Annotated in this window: 9 protein-coding genes; 7 read left to right on the forward strand and 2 right to left on the reverse strand. The window is 74.3% G+C overall.

All coding sequences use genetic code 11. The features are described 5' to 3' along the window. Positions 1 to 37 precede the first annotated feature (37 nt). Positions 38 to 706, reverse strand: a complete 669-nt coding sequence (locus tag OHS33_RS29030) for a response regulator transcription factor (protein WP_330333361.1) — start codon at positions 704 to 706, stop codon at positions 38 to 40. Next, positions 694 to 1974, reverse strand: a complete 1281-nt coding sequence (locus OHS33_RS29035) for a sensor histidine kinase (RefSeq protein ID WP_330333362.1) — start codon at positions 1972 to 1974, stop codon at positions 694 to 696. Before OHS33_RS29035 ends, OHS33_RS29030 begins: the two co-directional genes overlap by 13 nt. Positions 1975 to 2147: 173 nt before the next feature. Between OHS33_RS29035 and OHS33_RS29040 the strand changes: the two genes are divergently transcribed. From OHS33_RS29040 to OHS33_RS29075, 7 genes are all read left to right on the forward strand, one after another. Further along, complete coding sequence (locus tag OHS33_RS29040; protein WP_330333363.1) at positions 2148 to 2894, forward strand: ABC transporter ATP-binding protein; 747 nt, start codon at positions 2148 to 2150, stop codon at positions 2892 to 2894. Beyond that, the gene (locus OHS33_RS29045; RefSeq protein ID WP_330333364.1) at positions 2894 to 4879 is read left to right on the forward strand and encodes an ABC transporter permease; all 1986 of its coding nucleotides are present in this window, start codon (positions 2894 to 2896) and stop codon (positions 4877 to 4879) included. The genes OHS33_RS29040 and OHS33_RS29045 overlap by 1 nt, the downstream gene beginning before the upstream one ends. A gap of 137 nt (positions 4880 to 5016) precedes the next feature. Beyond that, the gene (locus OHS33_RS29050) at positions 5017 to 5688 is read left to right on the forward strand and encodes a response regulator transcription factor (RefSeq protein WP_330333365.1); all 672 of its coding nucleotides are present in this window, start codon (positions 5017 to 5019) and stop codon (positions 5686 to 5688) included. A gap of 21 nt (positions 5689 to 5709) precedes the next feature. Then, positions 5710 to 7089: a sensor histidine kinase gene (locus OHS33_RS29055; protein WP_330333366.1), complete on the forward strand. Its 1380-nt coding sequence runs from the start codon at positions 5710 to 5712 to the stop codon at positions 7087 to 7089. Between the two features lie 129 nt (positions 7090 to 7218). After that, complete coding sequence (locus OHS33_RS29060; protein WP_330333367.1) at positions 7219 to 8565, forward strand: serine hydrolase domain-containing protein; 1347 nt, start codon at positions 7219 to 7221, stop codon at positions 8563 to 8565. 374 nt (positions 8566 to 8939) lie between these two features. Further along, entirely contained in the window at positions 8940 to 19310 is a 10371-nt protein-coding gene (locus OHS33_RS29065) for an amino acid adenylation domain-containing protein (RefSeq protein WP_443065366.1), read from the forward strand. Between the two features lie 53 nt (positions 19311 to 19363). Next, entirely contained in the window at positions 19364 to 19588 is a 225-nt protein-coding gene (locus OHS33_RS29075; protein ID WP_330333368.1) for an MbtH family protein, read from the forward strand. Positions 19589 to 19613 lie beyond the last annotated feature (25 nt).

The raw sequence follows: 19613 nt of genomic DNA on the forward strand, positions 1-19613 counted from the left end.
CGCCCCGGGGCGGCGGGGCCGTCAGCCCGGCGGGTACTCAGCCCGGCGGGGCCTCGCCGCGCAGATGGGCCAGCACCGCCAGGACGCGCCGGTTGCCCTCCGTCGGATCCAGTTGCAGCTTCATGAAGACGTTGCCCGCGTGCTTGACCACCGAGGCCTCCGTCACGGTCAGCCGCTGCGCGATGGCCTGGTTGTTGAGGCCCTCGGCCATCAGGGCCAGCACCTCCCGTTCGCGCGGGGTCAGCCGGGCCAGCGGCCGGTCCGCGCTCCGCTGCTGGAGCAGGACCCGTACCACCTCCGGGTCGATGACGGTCTGCCCCTGCGCGACCCGGTCCAGGGCGTCCATGAACTCCGACACCTCCCCGACCCGGTCCTTGAGCAGGTAGCCCAGGCCCCCTTCGGCCGAGGAAGCACCGCTGAACAGCTGGGCGGCGTACGCGGTGGCCACGTACTGCGAGAGCACCAGCACCGGCAGCGCCGCGTGCCGGGCACGCAGGTCGAGCGCGGCCTTGAGCCCCTCGTCGCGGAAACCGGGCGGCATCCGCACATCGGTGATCACCACGTCGGGCCGGTCCGCGTCCACCGCGCGGGCCAGCTCCTCCGCGTCGCCGACGGCGGCGACCACCTCGTGGCCGACCCGGGACAGCAGCTCGACCAGCCCCGCCCGCAGCAGTACGGAATCCTCGGCGAGCACTAGCCGGAGCACGGGACCTCCACACGGAGCTGGGTCGGTCCGCCGACGGGACTGGTCACGATGAGCCTGCCTTTCAAAATGGCCACACGGTCCGCCAATCCTTGCAAACCGGACCCGGCGAGCGGATCCGCGCCGCCGTGCCCGTCATCGGTGATCAGCAGGACCAGTCGTTCACCGCGCAGCCGCCCGACCACCGCGACCGTGTCCGCGCCGCTGTGTTTGGACGCGTTGGTGAGGGCCTCGGTGACGGTGAAGTACGCCATGGTCTCCACCGGCGACGGGAGCCGCCCGGGGAGTTCGATGTCCACGCTCACCGGGATCGGGTTGCGCAGCGCCAGTTCGGCGACGGCCGCCGCCAGCCCGTGGTCGGTGAGCACCTGCGGGTGGATCCCGCGGACCAGCCCGCGCAGTTGCTCCAGCGCCTGCCGGGCCTCGCCGCGGGCCCGGGCGATCAGCGGGGAGGCCGCCGACTCCTGCCCGCGCAGCTCCAGTTCGGCCAGGCCCAGGGTCATGGTGAGGGCCACGAGCTGCTGTTGGGCGCCGTCGTGCAGGTCCCGCTCGATCCGGCGCCGCTCCGCCTCGAAGGCGTCGACCAAACGGGCCCGGGAACGGGTGAGTTCGATGACCCGGCTGCCGAGGTCCTCCTCGCGGGCGGACAGCAGGAACTGCGCGGTCCGCACCTGTGCGCCCGCCAGCAGCCCGCCCGCGTACGCGGCCACCAGCAGCCCGAGCAGTCCGACGGCGGTTCCCGGCAGCGCCGCGACCGGGTCCTCGACGGCCTGCCCGGGCAGCAGCATCACCTGGTCGGGGGCGATGGCCCACACGATCACCGGGGTGGCCACCAGCAGCAGCGAGAGGCCGAGCAGGGCCGTGAACCCGATCCCGGCGGCGGTGAACACCACGCCGAGCAGGGGTACGTACGCCAGTTCGCGCCAGGTCGCCCGCTCGCGCAGCCGGGTCCGCAGCCAGGGCAGGGCGCCCGTGCCCGGCAGCGAGCCGTGCGGATCGAGCAGCGGCTGCGGCTCCACCAGACGCAGCCGCCGCCGCTCGGCGGCGGCGACCGGGATCCCGAAGACGGCCGCGCCCATCAGGACGGCCAGTCCGATCCCGAGGACGGACAGCCCGAGCCCGACGAACAGCAGCGCGGCGAAGCCGAGCAGCACCAGGAAGCCCCACACGGTCCCGCCGAGCAGGAAGGCCCAGGCGCGCAGCGGCCAGCGGGACACGAGATAGCGCAGGGGGCGCCGCCGCAGGGCCTCCCAGACGGCGACGGTGCTCATGACGGGGCCTCCGGGGATCGTGGTCGGCATCGGACCGCGGATCCTGTCAAGGATCATGGTCTGACCTCGACTGTAGCGGTCTGCGGGGCCCGCGGGAGGTAGGGGAAACCCCACTCCGAGGTCTCCGCGCAGACCCACTGCGCCACCCGGGTCCACCCTGCTGAACTGGGGTTATGCCCCTGCTTACCGATACCCAGCTGCCCGCCGTCCACATGGCCTCCGTGACCAAGAGCTACCCGAGCGCCGCGGGCCCGGTCCCCGTCCTGCACGCGGTCAGCGTCGGCTTCCCGCAGCGGGCACTGACGGCGGTGATGGGTCCCTCGGGCTCCGGCAAGACCACCCTGCTGCACTGCGCGGCGGGCCTGGACACCCCCGACAGCGGGCAGGTCTTCCTCGGTGACACCGACCTCGCGGCCTGTGACGAGCGCGAGCTGACCCGGGTGCGGCGCGACCGGATCGGTTTCGTCTTCCAGCAGTTCAACCTGCTGCCCATGCTCACCACCTACGAGAACGTGGCCCTGCCGCTGCGGCTCCAGGGTGGCCGGGTCCGAAAGGCCAAGGTCATGGAGGCACTGGCGCAGGTGGGGCTCGCGGACAAGGCGGACCGGCGCCCGGCCCAGCTCTCCGGCGGCCAGCAGCAGCGGGTCGCCATCGCCCGCACCCTGGTCGCCGAACCGGAGATCGTCTTCGCCGACGAGCCGACCGGCTCCCTGGACCGGCAGACCGGCCGGCAGATCATGGCGCTGCTGCGCGACACCGTGGACCGGGCGGGCCGTACGGTCGCCATGGTCACCCACGACCCGGCGGCCGCCGCCTGCGCGGACCGGGTGATCTTCCTGTCCGACGGCCGGGTCGTCGGCCGTCTCGACCATCCGACGGCCGACGCGGTCGCCGCCCAGCTCAGCGTCTGGGAGCGCTGATGTGGCGCATATCGGTCCAGTCCGTGCGCCACTACTGGGCGCTGTTCGTCGGTACGTTCGTCGCGCTCGCCCTCGGCGTGGCGCTCATCGGGGTCTCGGCCGCCGCCCTGGCCGCCACCTGGTCGGTGCCCGCCCCCGCCGCTGACCTCCCCTCGGTCACCCTCACCGACGGGACGGGCACGGCCCGTACCCTCTCCGGCGGGACCCTGGACATGGGCGGCGTACAGAGCGTCCTGGCGATGGCCGGGGTCGTCTCTGCCTTCGTGACCGTCTTCGTCATCGCGGGCACCTGCGCCTTCGGCATCGCGCTGCGCCGCCGGGACATGGGGCTGCTGCGCCTTGTCGGCGCGGGCGGCCCGCAGGTGCGCCGGATGGTGCTGGGCGAGTCCCTCGCGGTGGCCGTGCCCGCCGCCGTGACCGGCTGCCTCGCCGCGGCCGTGGCCGCGCCCTCCGTGCTCGACGCCCTGAACAGCACCGGCCTCTCCCCGGTCGAGCTGCACCCGGGCCCGGTGCTGTGGCCGCTGGTGTTCGCCGCGGGCAGCGGTCTGCTCATCGCGGTACTGGGCGTCTTCGCCGCCTCGAAGCGTGCGGCCCGGGTCCGGCCCACCGAGGCCCTGCGCGAGGCCGACCTGGACGCCAAGGCGATGACCGCCGGGCGCGCGGTGACGGGCGCGGCGCTGCTGGTCACCGGCGCCGTCATGGTGAGCATCGCGCCCGGCTCCGGTGCGGAGGCGGCCACGCCGCTGGCCCTCTTCGGCGCGATGGCACTGGCCGTCGCGGCGACCCTGCTCGGCCCCGCCTACCTCCCGCCGCTGCTGCGGCTGCTGTCCCTGCCGCTGCGCTGGGCCGACCCGGTCGCCGGACGGATGGCCGCCGCCTCCGTCACCACCTCGCGCCGCCGCACCGCCTCGCTGGTGGGACCGGTCCTGGCGATCGTCGCCATCGTCGGGGTGTTCACCACCGTCCTGTCCACCGCCGGCGCCGCCACCGAGGCCGACGACCGGGCCCGTACCGCCGCGCAGTTGATCGTCGAGCCCGTGGGCGGCGGCGGGCTGAGCGCCGCCGACCTCGCGGCGCTGCGCGCCGATCCGCGGGTGGCGGCCGTCTCGGCGCCGGCCCCGCTGGAGGTGGCGGTCGCCGGAGCGATCGAGGTGTGGAAGGACCAGGCGGCGGTGGCCGACCCGGCCGCCCTCGCCCGGACCCACCGGATCACCGTCACCGAGGGCACGGCGGGCGCCCTCGCGCCCGGAACGGTCGCGGTCTCCAAGGAGTTCGCCGACTGGTACGGACGCCACGCGGGCACCGAAGTGACGTACGGCCTCTTCGGCGGCCGGACGGTCAAGGCCAAGGTCGTCGCCGTCCTGGACGGCGGGTCGGCGGTGCCGCACCTGCTGCTCCCCGCCGCCGACGCGGCGGGCGCGGCCGCCGCACCCGAGCGGGCGAGCGTCCTGCTCGATCCGGGGGCCGCGGGCTCGGCCGGCGCGGTCGCCGCCGACCTGACCCGGCGCCTGGGCCCGGACCGGGTCGAGGTCACCGAGAGCGTCCGCTGGTTCGACCACCACTCCACCGGCCAGGACCGGCTGAACCGCCTGGTGTTGCTCGTCCTGACCGGGCCCGCCTCGCTGTACGCGCTGATCGCCGTCGCCAGCACCCTGGTCATGTCCTACAGCAGGCGCGGCCGCGAGGTCGCCGGGATGCGCATGATCGGGGTGAGCGCGGGACAACTGCGCCGCACCGCCGTGTGGGAGACCCTCGCCACCACCACGGCGGGCATCGCGATCGCCGCCGCCATCGTCACCATCGGCGCCCGGTCCTACCGGGGCGCGCTCACCGTCCTCGGCGGCGAACCCCCGCTGAGCGTGCCGTGGGCCCTGCTCGCCGCCCTGGCCGGGTCCTGCGTGCTGGTGGGCGTGGTGGTCAGCCTCGTCGCGACCGGGCGCCTGCTCCGGCAAGGGGGCGTGGCGGCGATCACTTCCCGGCAGTGAGCCCCGCCCGGCGAGCGGCGTAGCGTTCGCCGTCACCTCGCGCCTATGCTGGCCCCCCACAAGACACACCCCCTTCACGTTCACCATTCGACGGCCGCGCCCGTCAACTGGCCTGATCCTCACGAGCAGGAGTTTCCATGCGCGTCGCGATCGCCGAGGATTCCGCGCTCTTGCGAGCAGGAATAGCGAGGCTGCTGGCCGACGAAGGAATTGACGTCGTCGCATCGATGGGTGACACCACGAATGTGCTCGACGTCGTCCGCACCACCCGGCCGCACGTGGTGATCCTGGACGTCCGGATGCCGCCCACCCACACCGACGAGGGCATCCGGGCGGCCATCGAGATCCAGCGGCACTGCGAGGGGACCGCGGTGCTGCTCCTCTCCCAGTACGTGGAGCACACGTACGCCGAGGAACTGGTCCGCAACGCCCGAGGTGGGACGGGGTACCTGCTCAAGCAGCGGGTGGGCGACTTCGACGAGTTCCTCTCCGCCCTCCAGCGGGTCCGCGCCGGGGAGACCGTCCTGGACTCCGACATCTTCAAGCAATTCGTGGGCAGCCCGCGGGAGAAGCGGGCCACGGACCTGCTGACGCCCCGTGAACGCCAGGTCCTGGAACTCATGGCCACCGGCCTCACCAACGGCGGAATCGTCAACCGCCTCGGCATTTCCGAACGCGCCGTGGAAAAACACGTCACCGCCATTCTCGGGAAGCTGCAGATCCCCAATACCGGAGAGAATCACCGCAGGGTGCTCGCGGTACTCGACTATCTGCGCGGCATCGAACGGCTGCAAGACATCACCGAGTGAAATGTAGTGGTTCGTAGTTCCGTGAAATTGCCGACTCCCTACCGCGTCGCGGCCGGTCTCATCTACCTGTCCGTCGGCAGCCTGGTCGGCCTCCTGCTGGCCCCGCTCGTCGTCGTCTCCCTGGTGCTGCGCGCCGTCTCCTGGCTGCCGCTCGTGGGCCTGCCGCGGGCGCTCTCCCTGTGCGTGCGCGGCGGATCCGCCCTCGCCCGCTGGGCGGGCCGCGCGCCCGCGGACCGGCCGCCCCGCAGCAGCCCCCTGTCCGAGGCGCTGCGGGAGGTCCCGGCCAAGATGGCCGCGCTGCGCGACGGGTTCTCCTTCAGCCTCCCGATGCTGCGCGCCGTCGCCGACCTGGAGCGGCTGCTGGCCCACTCGGTGGCCGTGGACCGGCCGGGACCGGGCGAGCCGCCGCACCCGGCGAGCGCGCAGCGCGAGGAACAGCGCGAGTCCTCCGAGGCGAACTGGGACGACATCGGCTACCTGGGCCTACTGCTGCTCGGCACGGTGTGGCTGATCCCGCTGGCCGCACTGGCGATCCCCGTGGTCTCCTTCCTCGTCGCGCTGCCCGTCGGCCCGACCGAGCAACTCGCCTTCGGCCCCGGCAACACGATCCTGGTCGACGGCCCCGGCACCCGGATCCTGGTCGCCCTCGGCTCCGTGGTCACCTTCGCCGTCCTGACCACCCTGCTCTTCGGGATGGGCCGGCTGCGCGCCCGTATGGTCCGCCGCATCCTCAGCCGGATCGACGAGGCCGAGGCGCAGCGCCGGGCGGCGGCCGCGGAACGCCAGCGCATCGCCGCACTCCGGGTCAACGACGCCGATTACCGGCGTCTGGAACGCGATCTGCACGACGGCGCGCAGGCCCGGCTGGCGATGCTCCTGATGACGCTCTCCTATGCGAAAAAGCGCCGCAGCGATGACGCGGAATACCTCACCGCGCTGATCGAGGAAACCCGGGAAGAAGTCCGCCGGGCCCTCGACGAGATACGTGATCTGGTCCGTGGAATCCAGCCGCCCATTCTCAGCGACCGCGGCCTCGACGCCGCCGTCATCGCACTGACCGAGAAATTCCACGTGCCGGTATCGGTATCCGGCAGGCTGGCGCGCAGGCCGGATGTCAATGTGGAATCCGCGGCTTATTACATCATCGTGGAATGCCTGGCCAACACGGTCAAGCACGCGGGCGCGACCTCCATCGACGTCAGCCTGGAGCAGTACGACAACCACCTGGTCGTCTCGGTGACGGACGACGGCGTCGGCGGAGCCTCCTGCAGCGCCGGTACGGGCCTGCGCGGCCTGGAGGACCGGGCGGCGGCCCTGGGCGGACGGCTGGATGTGGTCAGCCCCGCCGGGGGTCCCACCACGGTCCGGGCCACCCTTCCCTGGTCGTTGAACAAGGTCTGACCTGGGTCTTTGCCTCACGCTGAAACTCCTTGCCCTTCCTTGAGCGGGTGGCCGAGGATGTGGGGGTACGGGTAGCCGCACCATCCGGGGTGCGGGTAGCCGCACCTACCGGAGGGATGAGGGAGAGACGTGGAAGCGCACCAAGCGGCGGAACGGCTGCGGGAACTCGCGCACGACCACACCGTTCCCGGCGCGCAACTGACCGTTCACCGGGCGGGGGAGAGCCTCTCCCTGGCCGCCGGAGCGGTCCGGGCCGGCGGCCCCGAGGCGGTCACCACCGCCACGGGATTCGCCTACGGATCCGTCACCAAGGCCTTTACCGCCACGGTGGTCGCTCGGCTGGAGTCCGACGGGGATCTCGAACTCGACGATCCGGTCGGGGAGTACCTGGCCGAGTTCGACGCGGCGACGGACGAGGCGATATCGTCCGTCACCCTGCGGAATCTGCTGAGCCACACGGCGGGCCTGATCGCCGACCACGAGCCGGACCGGGCGGAAGACGCCTCCCTGGCCCGATATGCGGCGAGCATGGCGACCACCGGATCGCTGCACGAACCGGGCGGCTTCTTTTCGTACTCGAATTCCGGTTACAACATTCTGGGCCGGGTCATCGAAGCCGTCACCGATATGACGTGGCGACAGGCGCTGGGGAACCTCCTGCTGCGCCCGCTCGCCATCCAACCGCTGTTCCTGCACGGCCCGCAGGCCCCCGGCCGCACCCTCGCCGACTGCCACACCGTGCGGCCCGGCGAGCGCGTCGCGCGACCCGCGGACCTGTACGTGCCGCCCAGCTGGGCACCGGCCGCGGGGCTCGCCGGAAGCGCCGACGACCTGATCGCGCTGGCCCGGCTCCACCTCGGCACCCATCCCGCGACCGCCGCCGCGGCGGGCGCGCGGGGGCTCGCCGGGACGGGCGTACGGGTGCCCGCGGCCGATGCCTTCGGGATGGCCGACGGCTGGGGCCCGGGTCTGGCCCACTACGCCTCGCCCGAGGGCGACTGGCTCGGGCACGACGGCACCGTCGACGGCAGCACCTCCCACCTCCGCTTCCACCCGGCGAGCGGCACCGCCGTCGCCCTGACCACCAACTCCACCACCGGCACGCTGATGTGGGCCGACGTGGTGGACTGGCTCCGTGAACGGGGCATCCCGGTCGGCGACTACCGGCCGGTCCTGCCCCCGCAGGCCCCGCCCGGCGCGGACCTCCGAGCACTGACCGGCGAATTCCGCAACGGTGACACGTACTTCGCCGTCCGCGCCCACGGCGACGCGGGCGACGGCCGGGGGCTGCGGCTCTCCGATGGAACCGGCCTGGTCGCCGATCTGACCCTGTACGACGGGCTGGTCTTCACCGCCCGGCGCGCCGACGCCGAAGAGGCCCCGTACGCGGGCCGGTTCGTCCTCGACCCGGCCACCGGCGAGGCCGCCCTGATGCAGCTCGGCGGACGCTCCGCCCGGCGCGTGGCGGCGCTCTAATGCCGGGCCCGCAGAGGTGTAACGGGCGGTGTCCGGGGCGGTAAAGGCCGCTGCCCCGGGCGTAGCCGCTGCCCCGAGCGGCGGCCACGCCGTGACCTGACCGTCCGGCCGTATCCCGATCACCCGGCCCGGCCGCACCGCGCCTCGCCCTCGGCGCTCCCCTCACCGCCTCTTCCTCCGCTTTCCGCTCCCCGCCCCCTCCTCGGCTTCTCGCTCCCCGCCGTCCCGTCCCCCATCCCCCTCCGCCGCGGCGCGGTTCCGCTCCGCCCGCGCGGCCCCCCTTCTCCGCTTCACCTCATCGCACCCCTCACCGGTTCCCGGGCTGCCCGCCCCGGCATTCCCCTGCCCGGAACCGCCCTTTCTGGAGGTACAACGTGGCTCGCGCCGACGCGTCGGACAACCGGGATCTCCCCCGTCAGGTGGAGTTCTGGCGGGACAGGCTGGAGGGCATCGCCCCCCTCGAACTGCCCGCCGACCGGCCGCGCCCGGTCATCCGCAGGCCCCGCACCGCGACCCACGAGTGCGCGCTCCCGGCCCCCGCCGCGGTGGCCCTGGCCGCCCCCGGCACCGGTACGGGACCGGGCCCCACCGCGGTCCTGGCCGCCGCCGTCATCGCCGTGCTGGCGCGCCACTCCGGCCAGGAGGACATCGCCCTCGGCGTGCCCTCGCCGCGCACCGGCCACACCGTCGTCCTGCGCGTACCGGTCGAGGCGTCCGCCCCCTTCCGGGCGCTGCTCGACGACACCACCGCCCGGCTCGCCGACGCCCTCGCGCACGACGGCGTACCGCTGGACGAGCTGGCCCGGACGCTGGCCCCGCACAGCGACACCGGCATCACCCCCTTCGTCCAGGCCGTGGTCGCCGTGACCGGTGAACTCCCGCAGGACGCAGGCGAGTTCGACCCGCTCGACCTGTCCTTCGAGGCCGACCCGGCGGCCGCCCTGCTCCGCATCCGCTACAGCACGGCCCTCTTCGACGCGTCCACCGCCGCCCGGATCGCCGGTCACCTCGGCGTGCTGCTCGGCGCGGCGGGCGCCGACCCCGCCCGCCCGCTGTCCGCGCTGCCGATGCTCACCGACGGCGAGTTCGAGCAGGTCGTCCGGGAGTGGAACGACACCGCCCGCGAGGTCCCGCGCGCCACCTTCCCCGAGCTGTACGCCGCCCACGCGGCGGCCCGGCCCGACGCGAGCGCCGTCATCGACGAGCGGGGCACGGTCAGCTACCGCGAACTGGACGAGCGGGCCAACCGGATCGCCCACCACCTGATCGAACAGGGCGCCGGGCGCGGCGAGTTGATCGGCCTGTGCGTGGAGCGCGGCGCCGCGATGGCGGCCGGTCTGCTCGGCATCATGAAGGCGGGCGCCGCCTACCTCCCGCTCGACCCGGCCTATCCGGCCGACCGGCTCGCCTACATGCTCCAGGACTCGGGCGCCCGGATCGTGCTCACCGAACGCGCGCTGCGCGCGGCGCTGCCCGCCACCGGCGCGGTCCTCGTCGACCTGACCGACGACCACGCCGCGATCGCGGCCCGCCCGGCGACGGCCCCCGAGGTGGCGCTCGCCCCCGAGGACCTGGCCTACGCCATCTACACCTCCGGTTCCACCGGCCGCCCCAAGGGGGTGCTGGTCTCGCACGCGGGCATCGGCAACCTGGCCGCCGTACAGGCCGAGGCCTTCGAGGTCACCGCCGCGAGCCGGGTGCTGCAGTTCGCCTCCACCAGCTTCGACGCCGCGTTCTGGGAGGTCTGCATGGGCCTCCTCACCGGCGCCGCCCTGGTCATGGGCAGCAAGGAGACCCTGGCGCCGGGCGAGCCGCTGGCCGGCTACGCCGCCGAGCACGGGGTCACCCACGCCACGCTCACCCCGGCGACCGTCGCCGTGCTGCCCGAGGGCGGCCTGCCGGCCGACACCACCCTCATCGTCGCCGGTGAGGCCAGTACGGGTGACCTGGTGGCCCGGTGGTCCGCGGGCCGCCGGATGATCAATGCCTACGGTCCGACGGAGAGCACGGTCTGCGCGACCATGAGCGCCCCGCTCAGCGGCGCGGCCGTGCCCCCGATCGGCACGCCCATCGCGAACTTCCGGATCTACGTCCTGGACGAGGTCCTGCACCCGGTCCCGGCCGGGGTGCGCGGCGAGCTGTACATCGCGGGCATCGGCCTGGCGCGCGGCTACCACGGCCGTCCCGGCCTCACGGCGGAACGTTTCATCGCCAATCCGTTCGGGCAGCCCGGCGAGCGGATGTACCGCTCCGGCGACATCGCCCGCTGGCAGCCCGACGGCACCCTCGAATACCTCGGCCGCGCCGACGACCAGGTCAAGGTGCGCGGCTTCCGCATCGAACTCGGCGAGATCGAGAGCGCGCTGGCCCTCCACCCCGACGTCGCGCAGGCCGTGGTCCTCACCCACAACACCAACCTGCTGGCCTACGTCTCGGCCGCCGCCGGGCACCGCCCCACCGCCGCCGCCCTGCGCACCCACCTCGCCGCCGAGCTGCCCGCGCACATGATCCCCTCGGTGATCGTGGTCCTCGACGACCTGCCGCTCACCCCCAACGGCAAGGTGGACCGCAAGGCCCTGCCCGCGCCCGGCTCCGTCCGCGAGAGCGCCCCCGCCGCCGAATCCGCCGGTGGGGACGCAGAACCGGACACCGGAGCCCCCCGCAACGCCGTCGAGGAAACCCTCGCGGGCGTCTGGGCCGAGGTCCTCGGACTCGAACGCGTCGGCGTCCACGAGGACTTCTTCGCGCTCGGCGGCAACTCGATCCTCTCCGTGCGGGCCGTCGCACGGATGCGCCGGGCCCTCGGCGTCAAACTCTCCCCGCGCATCCTGTTCGACACCCCCACCATCGCCGCGCTCGCCGCCTCCGTCGCCCCCGAGGAGAGCGTCCAGGACACCACCGTCCCCGTGATCCCCCGCGACGGCGTCCTCCCCATGTCCTTCGGCCAGCAACGCCTGTGGTTCCTGGAGGACTTCGACCCCGGCAGCGGCGAATACCACACCGCCCTGGGGCTGCGGCTGACCGGCGCCCTGGACACCGCGGCCCTGCGCGCGGCCGCCGCCGACCTCACGGCCCGCCACGAATCGCTGCGCACCACCTTCGGTGTCGTCGGCGGCCGCGGCGTCCAGGTGGTCCACGCGCCGGACGCGCCCGAGGCGGCCCCGCAGTGGCGCACCGCCGACCTGTCCGACACGCCCGCCGCACTGCGCGAGGAGCGGCTGCGCGAGCTGGTGCGCGCCGAGACCGCCCGCGCCTACGACCTCAAGGCCGGCCCGCTGGTCCGCGTCCTGCTGGTCCGCCTCGCCGCCGACGAGCACGTGTGCGTCCTCGGCATGCACCACATCGTCACCGACGGCTGGTCCATGGGCGTCGTCACCCGCGAGCTGGGCGAGCTGTACGCCGCCCGCGCCGAGGGCCGCCCCGCCGCCCTGGCCGACGTACCCGTCCAGTACCCGGACTTCGCGGCCTGGCAGCGCGGCCGCCTCGAAGACGGCGGCCTGCTGGAGCGGCAGCTCGGCTGGTGGCGCGAACGCCTCGACGGCATCGCCCCATTGGAACTGCCCACCGACCGCCCGCGCCCGGCCGTGCGCTCCTCCGCCGGAGCCGTGTACGCCTTCGCGATCCCCGCCGACACCACCGCCTCCGTCCGCCACCTCGCGCAGGAGCAGGGCGCCACCCTCTTCATGGCGCTCACCGCCGCCGTCAAGACCGTCTTCGCCCGCTACTCCGGCCAGCAGGACATCGCGGTCGGCACCGCCACCTCGGGCCGCGGCCAGGCCGACCTGGAACACCTGATCGGCTTCCTCGTCAACACCGTCGTCCTGCGCTCCCGGGTCGAGCCCGACATGAACTTCGGGCAGCTCCTCGGCCAGGTCAAGGAGACGGTACTGGAGGCCTTCGCCCACGAGGACGTGCCCTTCGAGCGCCTCGTCGAGGCCGTGCGCACCGAACGCGACACCAGCCGCACCCCGCTCGTCCAGGCGATGGTGGTGCTGCAGAACGCCCCCGCCGGGGACCTCGGACTCCCCGGTGTCGCGGCCACCCGCTACCCGGTGGACCGCGAGGCCGCGCCCTTCGACCTCACCGTCGAGTTCTTCGAGACCGACGGCGCGCTCACCGCCCAGGTCGGCTACAGCACGGCCCTCTTCGACGAGGCCTCCATCGCCCGCTTCGCCGGGCACCTCTCCACCCTGCTGCTGTCCGCCGCGACTGCCCCCGACCAGCCGCTGGCCGCCCTCGCGATGCTCACCGACGAGGAGTTCGACCACGTCGTACGGGACTGGCACGGCCCCCGCACCGAGCCGCTGACCGGGACCTTCCCGCAGCTCGTCGAGGCGCAGGCGCGCCGCCGCCCGGACGCGCCCGCCGTCGAGGACACCCGCACCACGCTCACCTACCGGGACCTGGACGAGGCCGCGAACCGCCTCGCCCACCACCTCACCGCCCACGGCGCGGGCCCCGGTTCGATCGTCGGCCTGTGCGTGGAGCGCGGCGCCGACCTGGTCGTCGGCCTCCTCGGCATCATGAAGGCGGGCGCCGCCTACCTGCCGCTGGACCCCGGCTACCCGGCCGACCGGCTCGCCTTCATGCTCGCGGACTCCGGCGCCCCGATCGTCGTCACCCAGACCGGACCCCTGGGCCAACTGCCGCCCACCGACGCCCTCGTGGTGGACCTCACCGCGGACCGCGACGCGCTCGCCGCCCGCCCGGCCACCGCCCCCGAGGTGGCGCTGCGCCCGGCGGACCTGGCGTACGTGATCTACACCTCCGGCTCGACCGGCACCCCGAAGGGCGTCCTCGTCCCGCACGCGGGCATCGGCAACCTCGCCTCCGCCGAGATCGACCGGCTGGCGGTCACCGAGGACAGCCGCGTCCTGCAGTTCGCCTCGTCCTCCTTCGACGGCGCCGTCATGGAGGTCCTGATGGCGCTGCCCGCGGGCGCCACCCTGGTGCTGCCCCCGCACGGCCCGATCGTCGGCGAGACCCTCCAGGCCTTCCTCGGCGAACGCCGGATCACCCACGCCCTGCTCGCCCCCTCCGCCGTCGCCACCCTCGTCCCCGAGGGCCTGGAAGAGCTGGCGACCCTGGTCGTCGGCGGCGAGGCCAGCACCGGCGACCTGGTCGCCCGCTGGTCCCCGGGCCGCCGGATGATCAACGCGTACGGTCCGACCGAGTCCACCGTCGTCGCCGCCATGAGCCTGCCGCTGGCGGGCGGAGCGGTCCCGCCGATCGGCGGCCCGCTGCCCAACACCCGCGTCCGGCTCCTCGACGCCGCGCTCCAGCCCGTCCCCGTCGGGGTCCCCGGCGAGCTGTACATCGCGGGCCCGCACCTGGCCCGCGGCTACCACGGCCGGCCCGGGCTGACCGCCGAGCGGTTCACCGCCGACCCGTACGGCGAGCCCGGCGCGCGCATGTACCGCTCGGGCGACGTGGCCCGGCTGCGCGCCGACGGCGCCCTCGAATACCTGGGCCGCGCCGACGACCAGGTCAAACTGCGCGGGTTCCGCATCGAACTCGGCGAGATCGAGACCGCCCTCGCCCGCCACCGCGCCGTCCGTGACGCCGTCGTCGTGGTCCACGAGGACGACCGGGGCCGCAAGCGGCTCGTCGCCTACCTCGTCGCCGAAGGCGCGGACGGCGGCCCCGAAGGCACCCCGGAGGGCGGCCCCGCCGCGGTCCCCGCCGCCGCCCCCGCCACCGGCGAACTCCGCTCCCACCTCGCCGGATCGCTCCCCGACTACATGGTGCCCGCCCAGTTCGTCACCCTGGACCGGCTCCCGCTCACCCCCAGCGGCAAGGTCGACCGCCGCGCCCTGCCCGCGCCGCAGCCGCAGACCGCGGCCCCGGACACCGCGCACACCCCGCCCCGCGACGCGACCGAGGAGACCCTGGCCGCGGTCTGGGCCGACGTACTCGGTGTCGAGCGGGTCGGGATCCACGACAACTTCTTCGACCTCGGCGGGGATTCGATCCTCTCCATCCAGGTGGTGTCCCGGGCCCGCCAGGCCGGGCTGCTGCTCACCTCCAAGCTGCTGTTCGTCCACCAGTCGGTCGCCGCCCTCGCAGGCGCCGTCACCACGGTCGACGAGAACGCCGCCGCCGCTCCGGCCGAGGTGTCCGGGCGCGCCGAACTCGCCCCGATCCAGCGCTGGTTCTTCGCCGAGCACAGCGTGGACACCGACCACTACGGCATGTCCGTCCAGGTCGAACTGGCCCCCGACACCGACACCGCCCTGCTGGAACGCGCCCTCGGCGCGGTCGTCGCCCACCACGACGCCCTGCGCATGCGCTTCACCCGCGACGGCGCCGGATGGAGCCAGGAATACGCAGACCGCGCCGACCGTGCGGCCGGGCTCTTCTCCGTACGCGACCTGTCCTCCCTCGGCGACGCACCGCGCGAAGAGGCCCTGCACGAGGCCGCGCGCGCCGCCCAGCGCTCCCTCGACCTCGCGGGCGGCGCCCTCGTCAGGGGTGTGTTCCTGCGGCTCGGCGCGGCCCGGCTGCCGCGCCTCTTCCTCACCGTGCACCACCTGGTCATGGACGGGGTGTCCTGGCGGGTGCTCCTCGAAGACCTCGCCACCGCCTACGGGCAGCTCGCCGAGGGCCGTACGCCCGACCTCGGCGCCAAGTCCAGCAGCTACGGCCAGTGGTCCGCACGCCTCGCCGACCACGTCCGCGGCGGCGCCCTCGACGACGAACTGCCGCACTGGCAGCAGGTCTCCGCGGCGATCCGCGCCCTGCCGGGCACGGGCACGGGCACGGCGGACGCCGACGCGAGCGCCCCGAACACCTTCGGCGCGGCGGCCACCGCCTCCGTCAGCCTCGGCCGCGCGGACACCGAGGCCCTCCTCCAGCGGGTCCCCGCCGCCTACCGCACCCAGATCAACGACGTCCTGCTCACCGCGCTGGGCCGGGTCCTCGGCGACTGGGCGGGCGACCCCGTCACCGTCGCCCTCGAAGGCCACGGCCGCGAGGAACTCTTCGAGGACATCGACCTCTCCCGCACGGTCGGCTGGTTCACCACCATCCACCCCGTCACCCTCGACGTCCCCGCGGGCGACTGGGGCCCCGCACTCAAGCACCTCAAGGAGGAGCTGCGCGCCATCCCCGGCCGGGGACTCGGCTACGGCGCCCTGCGCTTCCTGTCCGCGCCGGGCACCCCGGGCCACGCCCTGCACACCGCCCCGCACCCCCAGGTCAGCTTCAACTACCTCGGCCAGTGGGACGGCACCACCAGCCACAGCGGCCTGGTCCGCAGCCGCCTGGCCGCCCTCGGCGCCGACCAGGCCCCCGACCAGCTCCGGCCGCACCTCATCGACATCGTCGCCGCCGTCACCGACGGCGAACTGCGCATCGACTGGATCCACGCCCCCGGCACCCACCGCACCGAAGCCGTCCAGCACCTCGCGGACACCTTCCTCGCCGCGCTGCGCGAGCTGATCGCCCACTGCCTGCTCCCGGACAGCGGGGGCGCCACCCCCGCCGACTTCCCGCTCGCCGCGCTCGACCAGGACACGGTGGACCGGATCGCGGGCTCCGGCGCCGCGGCCAGGGAGGTGGAGGACATCCACCCGCTGACCCCGATGCAGGCCGGCATGCTCTTCCACACCCTCGCCGAACCCGGCTCCGGCGCCTACTTCGAGCAGCTGACCTTCGCCCTAGACGGGGTGAGCGACCCGCACCTGCTCGCCGCCGCCTGGCAGAGCGTCGCCGACCACACCGAGGTGCTGCGCGCCCGGCTCGTCTGGCAGGACACCGAGCGCCCCCTGATGGTCGTCGGCCGCCGCGCCGCACTGCCCGTCACCCACCTCGACTGGCGCGCCCGCACCGCCGAGGAGCAGGAGAGCGGCCTGCGGGCCTTCCTCGCCGAGGACCGCGCCCGGCCGCTCGACCTGAGCACCGCCCCGCTCCTGCGGCTCGCCCTGATCCGGCTCTCCGACAGCTCCGTACGGCTCGTGTGCTCCTTCCACCACATCCTGCTGGACGGCTGGTCCACCTTCGACGTGCTCGGCCAGACCTTCACCGCGCACGCCGCCCTCGCCGCCGGAGAGCCGCCCGTGCTCCCCGCCCGCCGCCCCTTCTCCGCCTACGTCGCCTGGCTGGAGCGGCAGGACCTCGCCGAGGCCGAGACGTACTGGCGGGAACTGCTCGCCGGAATCCACGCGCCGACCCCCCTGCCGGGCGTCCGCGGCGCCGCGAGCGGACACCGCGCCGGAGCCGCCGGGCGGACCGTGCGGCGGCTGTCGCCCCAGCTCTCCCGGGAGCTGGCCGACTTCGCCCGCACCCACCGGATCACCGTCAACACCGTGCTCCAGGGCGCCTGGGCACTGCTCCTGGGCCGGCACGCGGGCGAGCCGGACGTCGTCTTCGGCGCGACGGTCTCCGGCCGCCCCACCGAACTCGCGGGCGTCGACTCCATGGTCGGCATGCTGATCAACACCCTGCCGGTCCGGGTCCGGATCGACGAGGCCGCCCCCGTCGGCGCCTGGCTCGCCGAGGTCCAGCGCGCCCAGGTCGACGCCCGGCAGTACGAGTACGTACCGCTGCCGCAGATCCAGGGCTGGAGCGAGGTCGCACGCGGCACCAGCCTCTTCGAGAGCCTCGTCGTCTTCGAGAACTACCCGGTCGACGAGGAGGCCGCCGCCGCCCACGGGCTGCGCCTGCACGGCCTGGAGGGCACGGAGGCCACCAACTTCCCGCTCAACCTGATCGCCTACGCGGGCGACGAACTGACCTACACCCTGGCCTACGACGCCGGGCTGTACGACGCCCCCGGCGCGGACCGGATCTGCGGCCACCTCGACGCCCTGCTCGCCTCGATCGCGCACAGCACCCCCGACCAGCCGGTGGCGGCCCTGGCCATGCACACCGACGCCGAGGCCGAACTGACCCTGCGGACCTGGAACGACACCGCCCGCCCGCTCCCGGACGCCACCCTGCACGGCCTGTTCGCGGCCCGCGCCGCCCGGCAGCCGGACGCCGTCGCGCTCACCCACCAGGGCGAGCACCTCACCTACGCCGAACTGGACGAGCGCGCCAACCGGCTCGCCCACCACCTGGTCTCCCTCGGCGCGGGCCCCGAACAGCTCGTCGGCCTGTGCCTGGAGCGCGGCCCGCAGGCCCTCACCGCGCTGCTCGCCGTCCTCAAGGCGGGCGCCGCCTACCTGCCGCTCGACCCCGGCTACCCCGCCGACCGGCTCGCCCACATGATCGGCGACGCCGGAGTGCGGCTGCTGGTCACCGGTACCGCGCTGCGCGACCGGCTCCCGGCCGCCCCCGGCGCCGTACCGGTCGACCTGGACGCCGACGCGGCGCGGATCGCGGAGCTTCCCGGGACCGCGCCCGCCGTCACCACCACCCCGGACGCCCTCGCCTACGTCATGTACACCTCGGGCTCCACCGGCACCCCCAAGGGCGTCATGACCAGCCACCGGGCCGTCGTACGGCTCGTCCACGGGGCGGCGTACACGGACATCGGCCCCGGCGACACCGTCGCCCAGTTCGCCTCGCTCTCCTTCGACGCCTCCACCTTCGAGCTGTGGGCCGCGCTGCTCGGCGGCGCCCGGCTGGCCGTCCACCCCGCCGAACTGCCCACCGCCGAAGGACTCGGCCGGTTCCTCAAGGACCACGAGGTCACCCACCTCTGGCTCACCGCGGGCCTGTTCCACCAGGTCGCCGACGACGCGATCGGCGCCTTCAGCGGACTGCGCCAGCTCATCGCGGGCGGCGACCGGCTCTCCCCGGACCACTGCGCCCGCGTCCTGGACGCCCACCCCGGGCTGCGCCTGACCAACGGCTACGGGCCCACCGAGGCCACCACCTTCACCACCACCCACGACCTGCGCGGCGCCCCGGGCGACGGCGCGGTCCCGCTCGGCGCGCCGCTCGCCAACACCAGGGTGTACGTCCTGACGGGCGCCCTGGAACCCGCCGCGACCGGCGTCCCCGGCGAGCTGTACATCGCGGGCGCCGGTCTGGCCCGCGGCTACCTCGGGCGGCCGGGCCAGAGCGCGGAGCGCTTCGTCGCCGACCCGTACGGCGCTCCGGGGGAGCGGATGTACCGCTCCGGGGACCTGGTGGCCTGGCGGCCCGACGGCACCCTGGAGTTCCTCGGCCGCACCGACGGCCAGGTCAAGATCCGCGGGTTCCGCGTCGAGACCGGCGAGATCGAAGCCGCGCTCGTCGCCCACCCGGCGGTGGGGGACGCGGCCGTCGTCGCCCGCAACGACGGGGAGCCCGCCGGATCCGGCCGTACGGTCCTGGTCGCGCACGTGGTCCCGGCCGCCGGAGCACCCGCCCCCGGCGCCGACGAACTGCGCGCCCACCTGGCCGCCTCGCTGCCCGAGCACATGCTCCCGGCCGCCTTCACCAGCCTGACCGCGCTGCCGCTCACCGCGAACGGCAAGGTCGACCGCGCGGCACTGCCCGCCCCGGAGGCGCAGCGGCGCCTCGCCACCGGCACGGCCTACGAGGCCCCGGCCACCGTCACCGAAGAGGTGCTGGCCGAGACCTGGGCGGAACTGCTCGGCGTCGAACGGGTCGGCGTCCACGACAACTTCTTCGCGCTGGGCGGCGATTCCCTGCTCGCCCTGCGCACGGCCTCCCGGATCAACGCGGTGTTCGCCACCGACCTCTCCCCGCGGTCCCTCTTCGACCGGCCCACGGTCGCCGAAACCGCCCACGCCGTCGAGGAGATCATCCTCGCCGAGCTGGAAGCGGCGGCCGACGCGGCCGACGGCTCCTGAGCAGTTCCTGAGCACCACCACACCCCTTCCGTCCCCACCCGAAAGGACCCCTCGTGTCCAACCCCTTCGAACAGTCCGACCGCTCCTACGGCGTCCTGGTCAACGACGAGGGCCAGCACTCGCTGTGGCCCACCGGCACCGCCGTCCCCGCGGGCTGGCACGTCGCCCTCGCCGACCGGCCCCGCGAGGAGTGCCTCGCCTACGTCGAGGCCCACTGGACCGACATGCGCCCGCGCAGCCTGGCCGCCGCCTCCGATCCCGCCGCCACCCGCGCCTGACACCGCCTCCGCCGCCACGGGCGGC

The organism is Streptomyces sp. NBC_00536, assembly GCF_036346295.1.
Classification (GTDB): Bacteria; Actinomycetota; Actinomycetes; order Streptomycetales; family Streptomycetaceae; genus Streptomyces.

Coding starts and splice junctions, on each gene's coding strand:
- OHS33_RS29035 (WP_330333362.1), bottom strand. CDS start 1,974: ATGAGCACCGTCGCCGTCTGGGAGGCCCTGCGGCGGCGCCCCCTGCGC.
- OHS33_RS29040 (WP_330333363.1), top strand. CDS start 2,148: ATGCCCCTGCTTACCGATACCCAGCTGCCCGCCGTCCACATGGCCTCC.
- OHS33_RS29045 (WP_330333364.1), top strand. CDS start 2,894: ATGTGGCGCATATCGGTCCAGTCCGTGCGCCACTACTGGGCGCTGTTC.
- OHS33_RS29050 (WP_330333365.1), top strand. CDS start 5,017: ATGCGCGTCGCGATCGCCGAGGATTCCGCGCTCTTGCGAGCAGGAATA.